Here is a 19,436-nt window from a genome sequence, read left to right on the forward strand (position 1 = left end):
TTCCTCAGGGGATCGGTGGTGCCCGCGGTCCTCGCGGCACCCTCGGGGGTTCGCACTCTCAGTGGGGCCGGCGGCTCAGGAGGCGGTCCGCTCAAGACCTTCGAGCCACTGCCGGACGGCGTCCGCGGTCGTCGCGGTCCCGTGCTCCAGCACGGTGAAGTGGTCGCCGGGTATGTCCCGGGCCTCGTGCGGTACGGGCCAGTACGCCCGCCAGTTGTCGCGTTCCTCGGTGTCGACGACCATGCCGCGCAGCGGGGTGTCCGCCCGCAGCGCCAGGATCGGCGCGGTGAGCGGCGCGGGCTGCCAGCCCGCGAACACGTTGTTGTAGCCGCCCATGGCGGTGAGGCCGGCGTCGCTCCAGACCATGTCGTACTGCTCGATCCGGTCGATCATGCCGCCGAGCATCGAGTGCAGCCACCACTCCCCCATGCCCTCGCGCGCCGCGCTGTCGATCGGGTAGGAGTCGACCAGGACCAGCCCCGCCACCGAGCGGCCGCGCGCCTCCAGCCGTTCGGTGACGGCGTGCGCGACGCAGCCGCCCATCGAGCGGCCGACGACGACGAACGGCCGGTCGTCGTCGAGGAGTTCGAGCACCGTCTCGGTCTGCATGGCGAGGTAGGTGTCGAGGTCGTCGGGCAGCAGGTCGGACGGGTCCCAGCCCGGGGAGGGGACGACGAAGACGTCCCGCTCGCCCTCGAAGGCGTGGCCGAGCCGGGCGTACTCGTGCGGGCCGGAGATCGCGCTCAGCGCCGGGAAGGCGACGACGGCCAACTCGCCGTCCCCGGTGGCGAGTCGGATCGGCTTGAGCGCGCGCTCGGCCCGCTCCTCGGCGCCGAAGCGGTCCCGCAGGCTGGAGGCGACGCCGATCAGGGCCGACGCCTCGGGGAAGCCGCCCCGGGCCGCGAGACGGCGGTAGAGCGTGGACAGCGGATTCCTGGGGTCGTCCGCCTCCCCGGCTCCCCCGGCGCCCGCGCTCCCGGCTGCCACGACCGACGGGTCTTCCCCGGCGCTGGCAATCAACCCCGAGAGATGGGTGGAGAGTTCGGTAGGGTCCGGGTGGTCGAAGGTGATCGTCGGGGGCAGCCGCAGCCCGGTGGCGGCCGTGATCCGGTTGCGCAGCTCGACGGCGGACAGCGAGTCCAGGCCCAGGTCGTCGAACGCCTTGCCCGCCGGCACCGCGCCCGGCTCGCTGCCGAGCACCGCCGCGACCTCGGTGCGGACCAGCTCCAGGACGGCCGCGACCCGCTCCTCCTCGCCCAGCGCCGCGAGCCGCGGCAGCAGGGTCGGCGCCGCGGCGGCCGGGGAGGCCGCACCGGCGGTGCGCCGGGCAGGCGGAACCAGCCCGCGCAGCAGCGGCGGCACCTCGCGCTGCGCCCGGACGGCGGCCAGGTCGAGCGGCACGGCGACCAGGAAGCCGGCGTCGACCCGCCCGGCCGCGTCGAACAGGGCCGTCCCGCGCTCGGTGGGGATCGGCCGCAGTCCGGCGCGCGCGGCCCGGCGGAGGTCCGCCTCGGTCAGGTGCTCGGTGATGCCGCTGACCTCGGCCCACTGCCCCCAGGCCAGGGACTGGGCGGGCAGGCCGATGCCGCGCCGGTGCGCGGCGAGCGCGTCCAGGTAGGTGTTCGCGGCGGCGTAGCTGCCCTGCCCCGGGCCGCCGAGCACGGCGGCGACGGAGGAGTAGAGGACGAACGCCGCCAGGTCGTGGCCGCGCGTCAGCTCGTGCAGATGGCGGGCGCCGTCGGCCTTGGGCGCCCAGACGGCCGCCAGTCGCTCGGGGGTGAGCGCGGTCAGCACACCGTCGTCGACCACACCGGCCGTGTGGACCACGGCGGTCAGCGGGTGGGCGGACGGGACGGCCGCGATCGCGGCGGCGAGCGCCTCGCGGTCGGCGGTGTCGGCGGCCGCGATCGTCACCTCCGCGCCCAGGGCGGTGAGTTCGGTGCGCAGCTCCGCCGCGCCTGGCGCGTCGGCACCTCGGCGGGACAGCAGCAGCAGGTGACGGACACCGCGCTCGGTGACCAGGTGCCGGGCCAGCAGGGCGCCGAGCGTCCCGGTGCCACCGGTGATCAGCACCGTGCCCTCCGGGTCCCACTCCCGGGCCTCGACCTCGGGGACAGCCACCCGGACCAGGCGCGGGACCCGCACCTTGCCCTCGCGCAGGGCCAGCTGCGGCTCACCGCCGGCCACGGCCGCCGCCAGCATGGCCTGCGAGGCCTCGGTGCCGTCGGTGTCGACCAGCACGATCCGGCCCGGGTTCTCCGACTGCGCGGAGCGCACCAGACCCCAGACCGGGGCGGCGGTCAGGTCCGGCGTCTCCGACCCGTCGACCGCGACCGCGAGACGGCTCAGGACCACCAGCGGGTCGCCCGCGCCGGTGTCCTGCGCCAGCCAGGACTGGAGGGCCGCCAGGGTCTCCGTCACCTCCCCGTCGACCCGCAGCACCTCGACCAGTGCCTCACCCGAGGAAGCGACCGCCACCTCCGGCCAGTCGAGCCCGAAGAGCGTGTCACGGTCGACGCCGCCCGCCGGGGCCAGCTGCTCGGCGGAGACCAGCCGGGCCCGGAGCGCCTCCACCGAGGCGACCGGAGCGCCGGTGGCGTCCGCGACGTCGACGGTCAGCACCTCCGGCTCGGTGTACCGGAGCCGGACCCGCAGCGCGCTCGCCCCGGCGGCGTGCAGCCGCACCCCGGTGTAGGCGAACGGCAGCCGGCTCACCCCGGGCGGGCTGTCGACCAACCGCTGGTGCACGGTGAGGTGGACGGCCGCGTCCAGCAGCGCCGGGTGCAGGCCGAACCGCGCGGCCTCCGCGGCCGGGCCCTCGGGCAGCGCGACCTCGGCGAAGAAGGTGTCGCCGTCCCGCCAGGCGGCCCGCAGCCCCTGGAAGGCAGGCCCGTAGGCGAGGCCCCCGGCGGCCAGCTCCTCGTAGAGGTGCTCGATGTCCAGCGCCCGCGCACCGGCCGGCGGCCACTGCTCCAGGCTGACGACCGGACCGGCGGCGGGAGCGCCCAGCAGGGTGCCGCTCGCGTGCCTGGTCCAGGTGTCGTCGAGGGTCGACGGGAACGCCGGACCCGCGGCGGGCCGCGAGTGGACGGCCACCCGGCGGGCGCCGGCCTCGTCCGGCGCGCCGACGGTCACCCGCAGGTGCAGCGCGCCGTGCTCGGGCAGCAGGAACGGCGCCTCGATCACCAGCTCGTCCAGGGTGCTCGCGCCGACCTCGTCGCCCGCGCGGATCACCGACTCCAGCAGGGCGGTGCCCGGGACGACCACGGTCCCCTGCACGGCGTGGTCGGCGAGCCACGGGTGCGTGGCGAGGGAGAGGCTGCCGGTGAGCAGCACACCCTCGCCGTCGGGCAGGGCGACCGCGGCGCCGAGCAGCGGGTGGCCGGTGGGCGTCAGGCCGAGGCCCTCGGGGTCACCCGTCCGGGCGGCGGGCTCCAGCCAGTAGCGGCGGCGCTGGAACGGGTAGGTCGGCAGCACGAGGGACGGACGAGCGTCGCCCAGCAGGGCGGTCCAGTCGACGTGGTGGCCCTGGACGTGGATCCGGGCGAGCGCCGTCAGCGCCGACCGCTGCTCGGGCCGCTCCCGGCGCAGGACCGGGACGGCGGTGACGGCCTCGTCCAGGGTGGCGCCGACGAGACCCGTCAGGGTGCCGTCGGGGCCGAGCTCGACGAAGGTCGTCGCACCCTCGGCGGCCAGGGCGGTGACCACGTCGGCGAAGCGCACGGCCCCGCGGACCTGCCGCACCCAGTACTCCGGGTCGGTGATCTCCTCGGCGGTGGCGACCTTCCCGGTGACGTTGGAGACCACGGGAACCGTCGGCCGGTGGAAGGTAAGGGTCTGGGCGACGGCGAGGAACTCGTCCAGCATGCCGTCCATGTGCGCCGAGTGGAACGCGTGGCTCACCCGCAGGCGGCGGGTCCGGCGGTCCGCGAAGTGCCCCCTGACACTCTCGACGGCCGCCTCGTCACCCGAAACCACCACCGAACGGGGCCCGTTGACGGCCGCGACGTCCACACCGTCGACGCCGTCCACGCCGTCGGCCAGGACGGCCCGGACCTCCTCCTCCGTCGCCTCCAGCGCCACCATCGCCCCGCCACCCGGCAGCGCCTGCATCAACCGCGCCCGCGCACCCACCAGCACCGCCGCGTCCTCCAGCGACAGCACCCCCGCCACATGCGCGGCCGCCAGCTCACCGATCGAGTGGCCCGCGACGAAGTCCGGCCGTACACCCCACGACTCGAAGAGACGGAACAGCGCCACCTCGACCGCGAACAGCGCCGGCTGCGTCCACCCCGTCTCGTCCAGCCCCTCGCCCGAGGCGATCACCTCCGCCAACGGCAGCCCCAACGCCCCCGCCACCGCATCGAAGGACTCGGCAAAGACAGGCTGCGACGCGTACAACTCACGCCCCATACCCACCCGCTGGGACCCCTGACCCGAGAACAGGAATGCCAGACCCCCCGAACCCGCCACCCCGCGCACCACATCGGCGCCCTCGGGATCACGCAGCGCCGCCGGATCACCCAGCACCACCGCCCGCTCCTCCAACGCCGCCCGCGTGGCGACCAGGGAGCGCGCGATCTCCAGCGGATCGCCCGCGAGCGCCAACTCGGCCACCCGGGCGCCCTGTTCCCGCAGCGCCTCGGGCGAACGCGCCGACACCACGAACGGCAGCAGCGCACCGTCCACCGTCGGCCCGGCCGCCTCCACCGGCTCGGACTCCTCCGCCGGGGCCTGCTCGATGATCACGTGCGCGTTGGTGCCGCTCGCACCGAAGGCCGAGACGCCGACCCGGCGCGGGCCGTCCACGGCGGGCCAGTCCCGGGGCTCGGTGAGCAGTTCGACGGCGCCCGCCGACCAGTTGACGAACGGGGTCGGCTCGTCCACGTGCAGGGTGCGTGGCAGCACGCCGTGCCGGATCGCCTGCACGGACTTGATCACGCCCGCCACACCGGCGGCGGCCTGGGTGTGGCCGATGTTGGACTTCAACGAACCGAGCAGCAGCGGCTGTTCGGCGTGGCGCTGGCGGCCGTAGGTGGCCAGGATGGCCTGGGCCTCGATCGGGTCGCCGAGCCGGGTGCCGGTGCCGTGCGCCTCGACGGCCTGGACGTCGGCGGCGGACAGCCGGGCGTCGACCAGGGCGGCGCGGATCACCCGCTGCTGGGCCGGGCCGTTGGGGGCGGTGAGGCCGTTGGAGGCGCCGTCCTGATTGACCGCGCTGCCGCGCAGCACCGCCAGCACCTCGTGGCCCAACCGCTTCGCGTCCGAGAGCCGTTCGACCAGCAGCAGGCCCACACCCTCCGCCCAGCCCGTCCCGTCCGCACCCGCCGCGAACGCCTTGCAGCGCCCGTCGGTGGAGAGGCCGCGCTGCCGGGAGAACTCGACGAAGCCCTGCGCCGTCGACATCACGCTGACCCCGCCGGCCAGCGCGAGGTCCGACTCGCCGGAGCGCAGGGACTGCGCGGCCAGGTGCAGCGCCACGAGTGAGGAGGAGCAGGCCGTGTTGACCGTGACGGCCGGGCCCTCGAAGCCGAAGGTGTAGGAGATCCGGCCGGAGGCCACGCTGTCCAGACCGCCGATGCCGAGGTATCCCTCCAACTCGCCCGGGGCGTCGTGGAGCCGGGGCGTGTAGTCGGTCCCGGCCAGGCCCGCGAACACCGCCGTCCGGCTGCCGCGCAGCGCGGTCGGGTCGATGCCGGCCCGCTCGAACGCCTCCCAGGCGGTCTCCAGCAGCAGCCGGTGCTGCGGGTCGGTGGCGAGGGCCTCGCGCGGCGAGATGCCGAAGAAGTCGGCGTCGAACTCGGCCGTGGTGTCCAGGAATCCGCCGTGCCGGGTGTAGGAGGTGCCGGGGTGGTCGGGGTCCGGGTCGTAGAGGGCTTCGAGGTCCCAGCCCCGGTCGGCGGGGAACTCGGTGATGGCGTCGCCGCCGTCGCTCACCAGCTGCCAGAGGTCCTCGGGCGAGGCGACGCCGCCGGGCAGGCGGCAGGCCATGCCGACGATCGCGATCGGTTCGCGCTTCGCCTGCTCCACCTCCTCCAGGCGGCGGTTGGCCTGGCGCGCGTCGGCCAGGGCGCGCTTCAGATAGTCGCGGAGCTTCTGGTCGTTGGACATCGGTGCCTCTCGCAGGTGCGGTGGTGCGGGTGGTGGCGGGGTGAGGGCCCCGGGTGTCGAGCCGGGGCCCGGCGACCGCCGCGAGGGACGGCCGCCGGGGAGGGCGCGGCAGAGGGGTCAGGCGGACGGGGAGGTGTCGCGGTCCATCAGGGCGAAGAGCTCCTCGTCGGTGGCGTTCTCCAGGTCCAGTTCGTCGAGGTCACCGTGACCCTCGGCCCCGGAGCCGTCGGCCCCGTCGAGGCCGCCGGTGTCCCAGCGGTCCACCAGTGCCTTCAGTCGGGCGAGCACCGAGGCGCGCTCCCCCTCGGGCCCGGCCGGTCCGGCGAGGGACCGCTCCAGGGCAGCCAGGGCCGCTCCCGGGTCGACCTCCGAAGCCTCTGCAGCGTCGGGGAGTTCGGCGAGCAGCTGGGCGGCGACGGCGGCCGGGGTCGGGTGGTCGAAGACCAGCGTCGCGGGCAGCTCCAGACCGGTGCCGGCGCCGATGCGGTTGCGCAGTTCGACGGCGGTGAGCGAGGTCAGGCCCAGTTCGCGGAAGGCCCGGTCGGCGGCGACGGCGGCGATGCCGGAGTGGCCGAGCACGGCCGCGGCCTCCCGGCGGACCAGGTCGAGCAGCACCGCCTCCCGCGCCTCCGGACCCTCCGCGCCCTCCAGCCTGAGCAGCCAGGGCGCGGGCCCGGCGGCCGCGCCGTCGGTGCCGACCGCGGCGGCCACGGATCCGGCCACCGTGGTGTTGGTGACGGTCGCGTCCAGCCAGTAGCGCTGGCGCCGGAACGGGTAGGTGGGCAGCGCCACCGGTCGCGGACCGGTCCCGGCGAAGACCGCCGACCAGTCGAACGCCACGCCCCGCACCCAGAGTTCGGCGGCGGAGAGCAGGAACCGCTCCGGCCCGCCGTGGTCGCGGCGCAGCGTGCCCGCCACCACCGAGCGCTTTCCGGCGCCGACGGAGGCGAGGGTGTCCTCGATCGGCACGGTCAGCACCCCGTGCGGCGACACCTCGACGAACACGGTGTGGCCGTCCTCGGCGAGGCGCCGGGTGGCCTCCTCGAAGCGGACCGTCTCGCGCAGGTTGGTCACCCAGTACTCCGCGTCCAGCCCCGCCGTGTCGAACCAGTCGCCGGTGACGGTGGACAGCAGCGGCACGGTGCCGGTGCGCGGCCGGACCGGGGCCAGCAGCTCCACCAACTCCGCCCGCAGGCCGTCCACCTGGGGGGAGTGCGAGGCGTAGTCGACCGGGATGGTACGGGCCCGGACGCCCTCCGCCCGGTAGGCGTCGACCAGTTCGGCCAGCGCGGCCGGCTCGCCGGAGACCACGGTCGCCGCCGGGCCGTTGACCACGGCTATCGAGAGCAGGTCGGCCCGGTCGGCGATCCGCTCGGCCACCTCGGCGGCGGGCAGGGCGACCGAGGCCATGCCCCCGGCGCCGGCCAGGGCCAGGATCGCCCGGCTGCGCAGGGCCACCACCCGGGCGCCGTCGGCGAGCGAGAGCCCGCCCGCGACCACGGCGGCAGCGATCTCGCCCTGACTGTGGCCGACCACCGCGTCCGGTCGCACCCCGTGCGCCCGCCACAGCTCGGCCAGCGAGACCATCACCGCCCACAGCACCGGCTGGACGACGTCCACCCGGTCCAGGCCGGGGGCGCCGGGGGCGCCGCGCAGGACGTCCGGCAGCGACCAGTCGGTGTGCGGGGCCAGGGCGGCCGCGCACTCCTCGATCCTGGCGGCGAACACCGGTGCGGTGTCGAGGAGTTCGACGGCCATCCCGGCCCACTGGGAGCCCTGGCCGGGGAAGACGAACACGGTGCGGCCGGTGACGTCGGCGGTGCCGGTCACCAGGGCGGCGGCCGGATCCCCGGCGGCGAGCGCCCGCAGGGCCTCCGGGTCGCCGACGGCGACGGCCCGTTCCTCCAGCGCGCCGCGGGCGGTGGCCAGGGCGTGTGCGACGTCGAGGTCCCGGCCGTCGGTCGCCGGGAGCAGCTCCGCCACCTGGGCGGCCTGGGCAAGCAGCGCGGCCGGGGTGCGGGCGGAGACCAGGTAGGGCAGCGGGCCGGGCGCGTCAGCACCGTCAGCAATGACCGGCGCCAGGTCGGGCGCCTGCTCGATGATCACGTGCGCGTTGGTGCCGGACACCCCGAAGGAGGAGACGGCCGCGCGGCGCGGCCGCCCGAGCTCCGGCCAGTCCCGCTGCTCGGTGAGCAGTTCGACGGCGCCCGCCGACCAGTCCACGTACGGCGAGGGCTCGTCCACGTGCAGGGTGCGGGGCAGCACCCCGTGCCGGATCGCCTGGACCATCTTGATCACGCCCGCCGCGCCGGCGGCGGCCTGGGTGTGGCCGATGTTGGACTTCAACGAACCGAGCCAGAGCGGCTGTTCGGCCGGCCGCTGCTGCCCGTAGGTGGCGATCACGGCCTGTGCCTCGATCGGGTCGCCGAGGGTGGTGCCGGTGCCGTGGCCCTCGACCGCGTCCACGTCGGCCGCGCCGAGCCCGGCCCGCTCCAGCGCCGCCCGGATCACCCGCTGCTGAGCAGGACCGCTGGGCGCGGTGAGGCCGTTGGAGGCGCCGTCCTGGTTGACCGCGCTGCCGCGGACCACCGCGAGCACCGGGTGGCCGTTGCGGCGCGCGTCGGAGAGCCGCTCGACCAGCAGCAGCCCGACGCCCTCGCCCCAGCCGGTGCCGTCCGCCGCGTTCGCGTACGCCTTGCAGCGGCCGTCGGCGGACAGGGCCCGCTGCCGGGAGAACTCGACGAAGGTGGTCGGGGTGGACATCACGGCCACGCCGCCGGCCAGCGCGAGGTCGCACTCGCCGGAGCGCAGCGACTGGGCGGCCAGGTGCAGCGCCACCAGGGAGGAGGAGCAGGCGGTGTCCACGGTCACCGCCGGGCCCTCGAAGCCGAAGGAGTAGGAGATCCGGCCGGAGGCCACGCTGCCGGCGGTGCCGTTGCCGAGCCAGCCCTCCAGCTCGGCCGGCACCTCGCGGACGCGCGGCGCGTAGTCGTGGTACATCACCCCGGCGAAGACGCCGGTCCGGCTGCCGCGCAGGGCGGTCGGGTCGATGCCCGCGCTCTCCAGGGCCTCCCAGGTGGTCTCCAGCAGCAGCCTCTGCTGCGGGTCGGTGGCGATCGCCTCGCGGGGCGAGATGCCGAAGAACTCGGCGTCGAACTCGGCCGGCCGGTCGAGGAACCCGCCGTGCCGGGTGTAGGAGGTGCCGGGCTTGTCGGGGTCCGGGTCGTAGAGGGAGTCGAGGTCCCAGCCGCGGTCGTCCGGGAAGTCGGTGACGGCGTCCCGGCCCTCGCTCACCAGTCGCCACAGGTCGTCCGGGGTGGCCACGCCGCCGGGCAGGCGGCAGGCCATGCCGACGATGACGACCGGGTCGTCCTCGACGGCGGGCCGGGCCGGGGCGGAGGTGCTCGCCACGGGCACCGGAGCGGCGGTGGCGCCGACGAGTTCGGTCCGCAGGTGTTCGGCGAGCGCGGTCGGGTTGGGGTGGTCGAAGACCAGGGTGGCCGACAGGCGCAGGCCGGTGGCGGCCGCGACCCGGTTGCGCAGCTCGACGGCGGACAGCGAGTCCACGCCGATGCTGGTGAACGACCGCTGGGCGCCGACCGCTTCGGCCTCGGTGCCGAGCACGGCGGACACCTCGGCGCGGACCAGCCGGAGCAGCTCCGCCTGCCGTTCGGCGTCGTCGGGCAGGGCGGCGAGCCGCTGGGCGAGGGCGCCCCGGCCGTCCGCGCCGGGAGCGGCAGCGGCGGTGCCGTGGGGTGCGGCACCGGCGGTGCGCCGGGCGGGCCGGACCAGGCCGCGCAGCAGCGGCGGCACCTCGTGCTGGGTCCGTTCCTGCTGGGCCCGGACGGCGGCCAGGTCGAGCGGGGCGGGCACCAGGGCCGCCCGGTCGCCCAGCCGCTGGGTGGCGTCGAACAGGCGGATGCCCTCGGCGGAGCCGATCGGCCGGATGCCGAAGCGGGCCAGTCGGGCGTGGTCGGCGGCACTGAGGTGCTCGGTGATGCCGCTGGCCTCGGCCCACTGCCCCCAGGCCAGGGACTGGGCGGGCAGGCCGATGCTGCGCCGGTGGGCGGCGAGCGCGTCGAGGTAGGTGTTCGCGGCGGCGTAGCTCGCCTGCCCCGGGCTGCCGAGGGTGGCGGCGACGGAGCTGTAGAGGACGAACGCGGCCAGGTCGTGGGAGCGGGTGAGCTCGTGCAGGTGGCGGGCGCCGTCGGCCTTGGGCGCCCAGACGGCGGCCAGGCGCTCGGGGGTGAGGGCGGTCAGCACGCCGTCGTCGAGGACGCCTGCCGTGTGGACGACTGCGGTCAGCGGGTGGGCGGACGGGACGGCCGCGATCGCGGCGGCGAGGGACCCGCGGTCGGCGGTGTCGGCGGCCGCGATCGTCACCTCCGCGCCGAGGGAGGCGAGTTCGGTGTGCAGCTCGGCCGCGCCTGGCGCGTCGGCGCCGCGGCGGGACAGCAGCAGCAGATGACGGACACCGCGCTCGGTGACCAGGTGCCTGGCCAGCAGGGCGCCCAGGGTCCCGGTGCCACCGGTGATCAGCACCGTGCCCTCCGGGTCCCACTCCCGTGCCGGGGTCTCCGGGACGGTGACCCGGACCAGGCGCGGGACCCGTACCCGGCCCTCGCGCAGGGCCGACTGCGGTTCGCCGCCGGCCACGGCCGCCGCCAGGGCGGCTTCCGAGGCTTCGGTGCCGTCGGTGTCGACCAGCACGATCCGGCCCGGGTTCTCCGACTGCGCGGAGCGCACCAGACCCCAGACCGGGGCGGCGGTCAGGTCCGGCGTCTCCGACCCGTCGACGGCCACGGCCTGCCGGGTCAGCACGACGAGCGGGTCGCCCTCGCCGGTGTCCTGCGCCAGCCAGGACTGAAGGGCCGCCAGGGTCTCCGTCACCTCCCCGTCGACCCGCAGCACCTCGCCCGGTGCCTCACCCGGTGCCCCGCCCGAGGAAGCGACCGCCACCTCCGGCCAGTCGACGGCGAACAGGGTGTCCCGTCCGACGAGGGGCTCGACGCCCAGCCGGTCGGTCAGGACCGGCCGGGTGACCAGCGATTCGACGGTGATCACCGGGCGGCCGGCCGGGTCGGTGGCCTCCAGTCGGTAGGAGTCGGATCCGGTCGCGGTGACCCGCACCCGCAGCTCCGTCGCGGCGGCGGCGTGCAGGGTGACGCCCCGGTAGGCGAACGGGAGTCGGCGGGTGCGGGCGGCGGCCGGGTCGCCGTCGGCGGGGTCGTCGCCCGGGTCTCGGTCCGCGCCGTCGAGGGCAGGCAGCTGGGCGGCGGCGTCCAGCAGCGCGGGGTGCAGGCCGAACCGGCCGGCGTCGCCGGTCAGCGCCTCCGGCAGGACGGCGTGCGCGTGCAGCGTCGCGCCGTCCCGCCAGACCTCGCGCAGCCCTCGGAAGGCCGGACCGTAGTCGAGTCCGACGGCGGCCAGCAGCTCGTACGCCTCCTCGGGGGCGAGGTGCTCGGCGCCGTCGGCGGGCGCCCAGGCGGTGGGCGCGGCCGGGCCGGTCCGGTCGGCCGACAGCAGGCCGCTCGCGTGCCGGGTCCAGGCGCCGTCCACGACGACCGGGGCGGCCTGGGCAGCGGTGGCGGGCGCGGGCCGGGAGTGGATCGTGACCGGACGCGCGCCGGTCCCGTCCGGCGCGCCGACCGCCACGTGCAGGTGCAGGGTGTCGCGCTCGGGCAGCACGAGCGGGGCCTCGATCACCAGCTCGTCCAGGGTGCTCGCGCCGACCTCGTCACCCGCCCGGATCGCCAGCTCGACCAGGGCCGCGCCGGGCGCCAGGACGGTGCCCAGTGCCACATGGTCGGCGAGCCAGGGGTGGGTGGTGAGGGAGAGGCTGCCGGTGAGCAGCACGCCCTCCGAGTCGGCTTGGGCGACGGCCGCGCCGAGCACGGCGTGGTCGACGGCCGCCAGGCCGAGTCCGCGCGCGTCGGCGGCGGTCCGGGTGGCGGGCTCCAGCCAGTAGCGGCGGCGCTGGAACGGATAGGTGGGCAGGGCGAGCCTCGGGCGGTGCCCGCCGCCGAACAGGGCGGTCCAGTCGACGTGGTGGCCCTGGACGTGGATCCGGGCGAGCGCCGTCAGCGCCGACCGCTGCTCGGGCCGCTCCCGGCGCAGGACCGGGACGGCGGTGACGGCCTCGTCCAGCGTGGCGCCGACAAGGCCCGTCAGGGTGCCGTCGGGGCCGAGCTCGACGAAGGTCGTCGCACCCTCGGCGGCCAGGGCGGTGACCACGTCGGCGAAGCGCACGGCCCCGCGGACCTGGCGCACCCAGTACTCCGGGTCGGTGATCTCCTCCGAACTCGCCACCCGGCCGGTCAGGTTCGAGACCACCGGGATCTCGGGGTGCCGGAAGGTCAGGGTCTGCGCGACTGCGAGGAACTCGTCCAGCATGCCGTCCATGTGGGCCGAGTGGAACGCGTGGCTGACCCGCAGCCGGCGGGTGCGCCGGTCCGCGAAGTGCTCCCTGACACTCTCGACAGCGGCCTCGTCACCCGAAACCACCACCGAACGGGGCCCGTTGACGGCCGCGACGTCCACGCCGTCGGCCAGGACGGCCCGGGCCTCCTCCTCCGTCGCCTCCAGCGCCACCATCGCACCGCCACCCGGCAGCGCCTGCATCAACCGCGCCCGCGCACCCACCAGCACCGCCGCGTCCTCCAGCGACAGCACCCCCGCCACATGCGCGGCCGCCAGCTCACCGATCGAGTGGCCCGCGACGAAGTCCGGCCGTACACCCCACGACTCGAAGAGACGGAACAGCGCCACCTCGACCGCGAACAGCGCCGGCTGCGTCCACCCCGTCTCGTCCAGCCCCTCGCCCGAGGCGATCACCTCCGCCAACGGCAGCCCCAACGCCCCCGCCACCGCATCGAAGGACTCGGCAAAGACAGGCTGCGACGCGTACAACTCACGCCCCATACCCACCCGCTGGGACCCCTGACCCGAGAACAGGAATGCCAGACCCCCCGAACCCGCCACCCCGCGCACCACATCGGCGCCCTCGGGATCACGCAGCGCCGCCGGATCACCCAGCACCACCGCCCGCTCCTCCAACGCCGCCCGGCCCACGGCCAGCGACTGGGCGAGGTCCGCCGGATCGGCGGTGATGGCCAACTCCGCTACTCGGGAACCCTGTTCGCGCAGTGCCTCGGGCGAGCGCGCCGACACCACGAAGGGCAGCAGCGCACCGTCCACCGTCGGCTCAACGGCCTCGACCGGCTCGGACTCCTCCGTCGGGGCCTGCTCGACGATGACGTGGGCGTTGGTGCCGGAGACACCGAACGCGGACACCGCCGCGCGGCGCGGACGCTCCAGCGCCGGCCACTGCCGCTGCTCGGTCAGCAGCTCGACGGTGCCCGCCGACCAGTCCACGTGCGGCGAGGGCTCGTCCACGTGCAGCGTGCGCGGCAGCACCCCGTGCCGGATCGCCAGCACCGACTTGATCACACCCGCCACACCCGCAGCCGCCTGGGTGTGACCGATGTTCGACTTCACCGAACCCAGCCACAACGGCTGCTCGGCCGAACGCTGCTGCCCGTAGGTCGCGATCAGCGCCTGCGCCTCGATCGGGTCACCGAGGGTGGTGCCGGTGCCGTGCGCCTCGACGACGTCGACCTCATCGGCCTTGAGGCCCGCGTTGGCCAGTGCGGCACGGATCACCCGCTGCTGCGAAGGACCGCTGGGGGCGGTGAGGCCGTTGGAGGCGCCGTCCTGGTTGACCGCGCTGCCGCGCAGCACCGCCAGCACCTCGTGCCCGTTGCGACGCGCGTCCGACAGACGCTCGACCAGCAGCAGGCCGGCACCCTCCGCCCAGCCCGTCCCGTCCGCACCCGCCGCGAACGCCTTGCAGCGCCCGTCGGGCGACATCGCGCGCTGGCGGGAGAACTCGACGAAGGTGGTCGGGGTGGTCATCAGCAGCACGCCGCCGGCGACGGCGAGGTCCGACTCGCCGGAGCGCAGCGACTGCGCGGCCAGGTGCAGCGCCACCAGCGAGGAGGAGCAGGCGGTGTCCACGGTCACCGCGGGGCCCTCGAAGCCGAAGGTGTAGGAGATCCGGCCGGAGGCGACGCTGCCCGCGTTGCCGATGCCGAGGTAGGCCTCCAGCTCCGCCGGGACGTGCTGGGCGCCGCTCGCGTAGTCGCGGCCGGAGATGCCCGCGAAGACGCCGGTCCGGCTGCCGCGCAGGGCGGTCGGGTCGAGGCCGGCCCGCTCGAAGAGCTCCCAGGTGGTCTCCAGCAGCAGCCGCTGCTGGGGGTCGATCGCGGGGGCCTCGCGCGGCGGGATGCCGAAGAACTCGGCGTCGAACTCGCCGATGCCGTCGAGGAATCCGCCGTGCCGGGAGTAGGAGGTGCCGGGCTTGTCGCGGTCCTCGGGCGAGTACAGGGCGTCGAGGTCCCAGCCGCGGTCGGCGGGGAACTCGGTGAGCGCGTCCACGCCGTCGGCCACCAGCCGCCAGAGGTCCTCGGGCGAGGCGACCCCGCCGGGGTAGCGGCAGGCCATGCCGACGATGACGATCGGATCGGTGTCGACGGCCGCGCCGGGGGCCGGGGCGGCCGTCCGGTCGGTCTGCGGGTCGGCGTCGGCCGCGCCCCACAGCTCGTCCGCCAGCCAGTCCGCGAGCGCGGCGGGCGTGGGGTGGTCGAAGACCGCGGTCGCGGGCAGCCGGCGGCCGGTGACCGCGCCGAGGCGGTTGCGGAACTCGACGGCCGTCAGCGAGTCGAAGCCCTGCTGCTGGAAGGCCCTGGCCGGGTCGACGGCGTCCGCCGAGCGGTGCCGCTGCACGGCCGCGGCCTCGGCCCGGACGACGCCGAGCAGGCTGCGGCGGCGCTCGGCGGCGGGCAGCGCGCCGAGCCGGGCGACGAGGTCGGCCTCGGCGGCGGTGCCTGCGGCGCCCTGCTGGGCCGGACCGGCCGCGCTCTCGCGGGGCAGGAGTTCGACCACCAGGCGCTGGTCGCGGCCCCGGAACAGTGCGGCCCAGTCGACGTCGGCGACGACCAGGTGGCTGTCTCCGTGGTCCAGCGCGGCGCCGAGCAGTTCGACGGCCTGCGCGGGCGGCAGCGAGGCGAGGCCGTGCCGGAGCAGCTGCCGTTCGGCGCCGTCGGCGGCGATGCCCGCGCCCGCCCAGTGGCCCCAGGCGATGGAGGTGGCCGGCAGTCCGGCGGCCCGTCGCTCGGCGGCGAGGGCGTCCAAGTAGGCGTTGCCGGGTGCGTAGTTGGCCTGGCCGGGGATGCCGGCGACGCCCGCGAGCGAGGAGAACAGGACGAACGCGGTCAGCGGCAGGTCCGCGGTGAGCTCGTGCAGCAGCCGGGCGGCGCCCGCCTTGGCGCGCAGGGCGGCGGCGAGCCGGTCGGCGCCGAGGGTGGGGAGCAGTCCGTCGTGCAGGGCGGCGGCGGTGTGGACGACCGCGCCGAGCGGCAGTTCGGCGGGGATCCCGGCGAGGACGGCGGTGAGCTGCTCGCGGTCGGCGACGTCGGCCGCCGCGAAGGTCACCCGGGTGCCGAGGGCGGCGAGCTCGGCCTCCAGCACGGCGGCCCCGGGGGCGTCGGCCCCGCGCCGGCCGACCAGCAGCAGGTGCTCGGCGCCGCGCGCGGCCAGCCAGCGGGCGACATGGCCGCCGAGGGCGCCGGTGCCGCCGGTGATGAGGGTGGTGCCGCGCGGCTCCCAGGGCCGGTCAGCCGGGGCGGACGGCGCGGCGGGGGCCAGGCGGCGGGCGAAGGCGCCGGCCGGGCGCAGCGCGAGTTCGGTCTCCCGGTCCGGCGAGCGGTCGGCGATCAGGGCGGCGGCCTGCTGCCAGGTGTGCCGGTCGGGCTCGGCGGGCAGGTCGATCAGGCCGCCGTGGAGGGCGGGCTGCTCGGCGGCCAGGATCGCGCCGAAGCCCCAGGTCAGGGCGTGCTCGGGAGCGGTGACGGGGTCGGTCGCGGATTCGGCGGGCCCGGTGCTGACGGCGCCCCGGGTGAGGTACCAGACGGGGGCGGGCGCGGCCGCTTCGTCGAGGGCCTGGGCCAGGGCGACCTGGGCGGCGTGCGCCCAGGGGAGTTCGGGGTGCTCGGGGTGGGCGCCGGGGCGCAGGCCGAGCAGGGAGACGACGCCGGTGAGCGGGCCGTCCTCGGTGGTCAGGCGGGCCAGTTCGGCGGCCAGGGCGGGCCGGTCGACGCCGGCGGTGAGCGGCCGGACGGTGGCGCCGTGGGCGGCGAGGGCCTCGGTGAGCGCGGTCGCCCAGGGGTGGTCGGCCTCGTCGAGAGCCTTGTCGGGGCCTTCCGGGAGGACGAGCAGCCAGCGGCCCTCGGCGGCGGTCGCGGTCGCCGTCGGCGTGCCGACGGGCCGCCAGACGACGCGGTGCCGCCAGCCGTCGGCGGCGGTCGCGGCGCGGCGCCGGTCCCACCAGGAGGCGAGCGCGGGCAGCACGGGGACCAGCCGGTCGCCGTCGACGCCGATCGCCTCGCCGAGGCGGCCCGCGTCCTGCTCGCCGACGAGGTCCCAGAACAGGCTGTCCCCGGCGGGTCCGCCGGGGGCGGCGGCCAGCTCCGGGGAGCGGCTGGCGTCCAGCCAGTAGCGCTGCCGCTGGAACGGGTAGCCGGGCAGTTCGGCGTGCGCGGGCCGGGCGTCGGCGAAGGCCGCCGTCCAGTCGACGGCCACGCCGCGCACGGACAGCTCGGCGACGGAGGTGAGCCAGCGCTCGCGGCCGCCCTGCCCGCGCCGCAGCGAGCCGGTGACGACGGCGGAGGCGGTGGCGGCCGGGCCGACGGCGTCGAGGGTGTCCTCGATCGCGCCGGTGAGCACCGGGTGCGGGGAGACCTCGACGAACACGGTGTGCCCGGTCTCGGCGAGCCGGCGGGTGGCCTGCTCGAAGCGGACGGTGTGGCGCAGGTTGCGGTACCAGTAACCGGCGTCCAGGGCGCCGGTGTCCTGCCACTCCCCGGTGACGGTGGACAGCAGCGGCACGGTGCCGGTGCGCGGGCGCAGGTCGGCGAGCAGGCCGAGGAGTTCCTCGCGCAGCGCCTCGGTCTGCGTGGAGTGCGAGGCGTAGTCGATGTTGACCGGTCGGGTGGTGACGCCCTCGGCGGTGTAGGCGGCGGTGAGTTCGGCGAGCGCGTCGAGGTCGCCGGAGACGACGGTGGCCTGCGGGCCGTTGACGACGCCGATGGAGAGTCGGCCGGGCCAGGCGGTGATCCGCCGTTCGACCTCGGCGAGCGGGCGCGGCACGGAGACCATGCCGCCGCGGTGGGAGATCCGGGCGAGCAGCTTGGCCCGCAGGGCGACGATCCGGGCCGCGTCGGCGAGGTCGAGGCCGCCCGCGACGTACGCGGCGGCGACCTCTCCCTGACTGTGGCCGACGACGGCGTCCGGGCGGACGCCGTAGGTCTGCCAGAGTTCGGCGAGCGAGACCATCACCGCCCACAGCACCGGCTGGACGACGTCCACCCGGTCCGGGTCGGGGCCGTCGGCGGCGCCGCGGACGACGTCGAGCAGCGACCAGTCGGTGTGCGGGGCCAGGGCCTCGGCGCAGCGGGTGAGGGCGGCGGCGAAGGCGGGTTCGGTGTCGAGCAGTCCGGCGGCCATGCCGGCCCACTGGGAGCCCTGGCCGGGGAAGACGAAGACGGTGCGGCCGGGGGTGGCGGCGCGGCCCCGGACGACGCCGGGGCCGTCGAGGGTGCGCAGGGCCTCCGCCGCGTCGGCCGCAGGGGCGACGACGACGGCGCGCTCGTCGAGCGCGGCCCGGCCGGTGGCCAGGGTGAACGCGGCGTCGACGGGCCGGGTGCCGGGCAGCCGGTCGGCGGTCCGGGCGGCGTGGGCGGTGAGCGCCTCGGGGGTGCGGGCGGAGAGCACGTACGGGAGGACGGCGGGGGCGGGGGCGGCCTCGACCGGCGCGGTCTCCTCCGCCGGGGCCTGCTCGACGATGACGTGGGCGTTGGTGCCGGAGACACCGAACGCGGACACCGCGGCGCGGCGCGGACGCTCCAGCGCCGGCCACTCGCGCTGCTCGGTCAGCAGCTCGACGGTGCCCGCCGACCAGTCCACGTGCGGAGAGGGCTCGTCCACGTGCAGCGTGCGCGGCAGCACCCCGTGCCGGATCGCCAGCACCGACTTGATCACACCCGCCACACCGGCCGCGGCCTGGGTGTGACCGATGTTCGACTTCACCGAACCCAGCCACAACGGCGATGCGCCCTCGGCCCGCCCTGCACCGTAGGTCGCGATCAGCGCCTGCGCCTCGATCGGGTCGCCCAGCCGGGTGCCGGTGCCGTGCGCCTCGACGACGTCCACGTCCGCGGCGGTGAGGCCGGCGGAGTCGAGCGCCGCCCGGATCACCCGCTGCTGCGAGGTGCCGCTCGGGGCGGTGAGCTGGCTGGATCGGCCGTCCTGGTTGACGGCGGAGCCGCGCAGCAGGGCGAGCACCCGGTGGCCGTTGCGGCGGGCGTCGGAGAGCCGCTCCAGGACCAGCAGGCCGGCGCCCTCGCCCCAGCCGGTGCCGTCGGCGGCGGCGGCGAAGGGCTTGCAGCGGCCGTCGGCGGCCAGTCCGCGCTGGCGGCTGAACTCGATGAACATGCCCGGCGCGGCGAGCACGGTGGCGCCGCCGGCCAGGGCGAGCGAGCTCTCGCCGGAGCGCAGCGAGCGGGCGGCGAGGTGGAGCGCGACCAGCGAGGAGGAGCACGCGGTGTCGACGGTGACGGCCGGGCCCTCCAGGCCGAGGGTGTAGGCGATCCGGCCGGAGGCGACGGAGGTGGTGGTGCCGGTGAGGACGTAGCCGTCGGTCTGCTCGGCGGGCAGGTGGTGCATGCTCGGCCCGTACTCCTGGGCGATGACGCCCGCGAACACGCCGGTGCGGGTGCCGCGCAGGGCCGCCGGGTCGATCGCGGCGTCCTCCAGGGCCTGCCAGGCGGTCTCCAGCAGCAGGCGCTGCTGGGGTTCGGCGGCGAGCGCCTCGCGGGGCGAGATGCCGAAGAAGTCGGCGTCGAACTCGCCCGCGTCGTAGAGGAATCCGCCCTCACGGGCGTAGCTGCGGCCGGCCCGGTCGGGGTCGGGGTCGTAGAGGTGGTCGAGGTCCCAGCCCCGGTCGGTGGGGAAGGGGCCGACGACGTCGCGCTCCTCGGTGACCAGCCGCCACAGCTCGTCGGGGGTGTCGGCGCCGCCGGGGAAGCGGCAGGCCATGCCGACGATGGCGATCGGCTCCTCGGCCCCGGTCCCGCCGTCGGCGGCGGCGGCGGGGTCGGTGACGGCGGCGCGGGCCTCCGCGTCGCGCAGGCGGCGGCGGGTCTGGTGCAGCTCGGCGGCAACCTTGTTGAGGTAGTCGCGCAGCTTCTGCTCGTTGGTGCTCATATCTG

Annotated in this window: 1 protein-coding gene and 1 pseudogene; both read right to left on the reverse strand. The window is 76.4% G+C overall.

Annotation, left to right across the window (positions count from 1 at the left end; translation table 11 throughout):
• Positions 1 to 75: 75 nt before the first annotated feature.
• Positions 76 to 6,111 carry a type I polyketide synthase gene (locus tag OG715_RS06660; RefSeq protein ID WP_266276489.1) on the reverse strand — a complete coding sequence of 2,012 codons (6,036 nt, stop codon included), beginning with the start codon at positions 6,109 to 6,111 and terminating at the stop codon, positions 76 to 78.
• A 398-nt stretch (positions 6,112 to 6,509) separates the two neighbouring features.
• Positions 6,510 to 19,404, reverse strand: a pseudogene (locus tag OG715_RS06665) (type I polyketide synthase); the annotation flags it as partial.
• Between the last annotated feature and the right edge of the window lie 32 nt (positions 19,405 to 19,436).

The sequence above is a fragment of the Kitasatospora purpeofusca genome (assembly GCF_036010405.1).
Classification (GTDB): domain Bacteria; phylum Actinomycetota; class Actinomycetes; order Streptomycetales; family Streptomycetaceae; genus Kitasatospora; species Kitasatospora purpeofusca.

Coding starts and splice junctions, on each gene's coding strand:
- OG715_RS06660 (WP_266276489.1), bottom strand. CDS start 6,111: ATGTCCAACGACCAGAAGCTCCGCGACTATCTGAAGCGCGCCCTGGCC.